Genomic DNA, 3,005 nt, shown 5'->3' with positions numbered 1-3,005 from the left:
CGTGCGCCGCGCCGGCGACCCGGACCGCGCGCTGATGGACTTCCTGCAGAGCACGTACGCGGCCGCCGCCGAGCACGGGCGGTGGGACCGCGCTGCGCTGGAGGACGACCCGGCGCGCTGGGACCACGTGCGCTGAACGGGCCGGACGCCGCCGCGGCCCGCAGGACCCACCCGCAGGACCCGCCCCGCACCGAGAGGACGACCGAGGGACATGGACATCACCGTCACCCAAGACACCGCCGCCACGACGAGCGAGTGAGGGAGACAGCCACGTGGGACAGCTGGAGGGCAAGACGGCGGTGGTCACCGGAGGCAGCAGCGGCATCGGCTTGGTTACCGCTCTGCGGTTGGCGGACGAGGGCGCCCACGTGTTCATCACCGGCCGCCGCGAAGCCGAGCTGGAGGTCGCCGTCAAGACCATCGGGGCGGAGCGGGCCACCGCGGTCGCGGGCGAAATCTCCGAGCTGGACGACCTGGATCGGCTCTACGACGCGGTGCGGGCGCGGGGGCAGGGCCTGGACGTGCTGGTGGCGAACGCGGCGGTCGCCGCCTTCGTGACGTTGGAGCGGACCACCGAGGAGCACTTCGACCACACCTTCGGCGTCAACGCCCGCGGCACGTTGTTCACCGTGCAGAAGGCCCTGCCGCTGCTCAACGACGGCGCCTCGATCGTCCTGGTCGGCTCGACCGCCGGTGATCGCGGCATGGAGGCGTTCGGTGCCTACGCGGCCTCGAAGGCGGCCGTCCGCTCCTTCGCCCGCACCTGGTCCAACGAGCTGAAGGGTCGCGGCATCCGCGTCAACGTGCTCTCGCCGGCGTGGATCGAGACGCCCGGGGGGACCGCCGCCTTCGGTGACGAGGAGACGGCTCGCACCATCAGGGAGACCGTCGCCACGACCGTGGCCAAGGGCCGCATGGGCCGGCCCGAGGAGGCCGCCGCGGTCGTGGCCTTCCTCGCCTCGGAGCAGAGCAGCTACGTCGTCGGCGCGAACCTCTACGTCGACGGGGGGACGAACCAGATCTGACCTCGCACCACGCGACGGACGGCGTCGTGTCCCCGGCACCCCGCACCGTCGAAGGAGATCCTCGTGACACTCGTCCCAGAACTCCCGCACGCCCTGCTCGCCGACGAGCTGCCCGCCGAGGTCGACTTCCTCGCCGGGTTCCAGGGCGACCCGGCCGACTACGACGGCTGGGAGCGGGAGGGCGCCGAGGGGTGGGGGTGGGACGCGGTCCAGGTCGTGCTCACCGCGGGCGCGCTGCGCACCCCGCAGCTGCTCGTGCTCTCCGGCATCGGTCCGGCTGAGCACCTGCGCGAGGTGGGCGTGGACGTCGTGGTCGACAGCCCCGGGGTGGGCGCGGGGCTGCGCGACCACCCCGTGGTGCCGCTGGTGTGGCCGGTGCGCTCCGGTCGCACGCTGCTGGACTCCGACGACGCGCTCGCGCACGAGCGCTACCGCACCGTGCGGCGTGGTCCGCTGAGCACGCTGCCGACGATCGCGGCGATGATCCCCCGGGGGCACCGCGACGTCGGCGGCCGAGGTGCGGGCGCTCTTCCACCTCATCGGCACGGACACCACGATGACGCCGATGAACGAGCCCGCCACCACCGCCACCGTCGCGCTGCTGACTCCGGCGAGCAGCGGGAGCGTGCGGCTGTCCTCGGCCGACGACCCGGCGGCCGCGCCGCTGATCGACCCCGCCCACCTCAGCGACGCCTCGGTCATGCCGTGCCTGCCGCGGGGCAACACGCGGGCGCCGACGCTGGTCGTCGCCGAGCGTGCGGCCGACTTCCTGCGGGGGCGTGCCGACGGGTGAGCGTGGACGGGTGAGGGTGACCGCCTGCAGCGCAGGCTCCGGTCCGCGCTCGTCAGGGCGCGTCGAGGCTCAGCGGCGCGCGTTCGCAGGCCGGTGCCCAGGGGAGGGGGCCCCGTCCTGGTGCCGCCGGTGGTGCCGCGCCGCGCGTGCGCGGTTGCCGCAGGCCAGGGAGCCGGCCGGATCGGGATCGACGGCGTTCACGGGGTCGGCGTTCACGGGTCGGCGTTCACGAGGTCGTGATCCGCGCGGGTTCGTGGGAGGTGGACTCCGCCTGCCCGTCGCTGCGGGCCGGCTGGTAGACAGCGCGGGTGAGCAGCCGGGAAGGCGCGCCGGCGCCGTCACTGCGCGAGTGCCGTGGCTACGGGCGACTGTGGTCGGCGGCGGTCACCTCGGCCTTCGGGACCTACGTCACCGCCCTGGCCGTCCAGGTCCTCGTCGTGGACACCCTCGGCGGCAGCGGTGCCGACGTCGGGCTGGTCAACGCCGCCCGCTGGCTGCCGTACCTGCTCTTCGGCCTGCTGGCCGGCGTGCTCGTCGACCGCGTCCGACGACGCCCCCTCGTGGTCGCCACCGACGTGATCTGCGCGCTGGTCCTGGCCGCCATCCCGCTGCTGGACCTGACCGGCCACCTGCACCTGAGCTGGGTGATGGCGGTGATGGCGGTCTTCGGCACGGCCACGCTGGTCGGGGACGCCGCCGCGCAGTCGTTCCTGCCCCGGGTGGTGCCCCGGCCGCTGCTGGGAGCTGCTCACGCACGCATCGACCAGGCCGACGCCGTCGCCCAGGGCAGCGGGCCCGCGCTGGCCGGTGCGGTGATCTCGGTGCTGGGGGCGCCGTCGGCGGTCCTGATCGACGCGGCCAGCCACCTGGCCTCGGCGGCCCTGGTGGCCACCATCCGCCTGCGTGAACCGGTGCCGGCCCGGCCGTCGGCCGAGCCGGGGTCGCCGTCACAGGAGGCGGCCGGCGGCGGCCTGCGCCGTGCGGTGCGCGACGTCGGTCGGGACGTGGGGGAGGGGTTGCGGTGGGTGTACCGCCACCCGACGCTGCTGCCGTTCGCGGTCTCCACCCACGCCTGGTTCGCGTGCTCGGCCATCGCCGGTGCCGTGCTGGCGCCGCTGGCCCTGCGCGACCTCGGCCTGAGCCCGGCCACCCTCGGGCTGGCCACCACCGCGGCCGGTCTGGGGGCC

4 protein-coding genes and 1 pseudogene are annotated in these 3,005 nt (G+C 74.9%); all 5 read left to right on the top strand.

Features of this window, described 5'->3' with window-relative positions:
• Positions 1-136, top strand: a 136-nt coding sequence (locus tag GTQ99_RS27620) for a DUF5996 family protein (protein WP_420814604.1), incomplete at its 5' end; no start/stop codon positions are given.
• A gap of 136 nt (positions 137-272) precedes the next feature.
• On the top strand, positions 273-1,025 hold the full coding sequence (locus GTQ99_RS21590; RefSeq protein ID WP_166617752.1) for an SDR family oxidoreductase: 753 nt from the start codon (positions 273-275) through the stop codon (positions 1,023-1,025).
• A gap of 63 nt (positions 1,026-1,088) precedes the next feature.
• A pseudogene (locus tag GTQ99_RS27280) lies at positions 1,089-1,331 on the top strand (GMC family oxidoreductase N-terminal domain-containing protein); the annotation flags it as partial.
• A gap of 259 nt (positions 1,332-1,590) precedes the next feature.
• The gene (locus GTQ99_RS25620) at positions 1,591-1,818 is read left to right on the top strand and encodes a hypothetical protein (RefSeq protein WP_166617750.1); all 228 of its coding nucleotides are present in this window, start codon (positions 1,591-1,593) and stop codon (positions 1,816-1,818) included.
• Between the two features lie 308 nt (positions 1,819-2,126).
• A partial coding sequence (locus tag GTQ99_RS21575; protein WP_166617751.1) for an MFS transporter occupies positions 2,127-3,005 on the top strand: 879 nt, incomplete at its 3' end.

This window comes from Kineococcus vitellinus (assembly GCF_009906315.1).
GTDB lineage: Bacteria > Actinomycetota > Actinomycetes > Actinomycetales > Kineococcaceae > Kineococcus > Kineococcus vitellinus.
The sequence above is the reverse complement of the archived record's forward strand: the minus strand, read 5'-3'. Positions and strand labels throughout refer to the sequence as shown.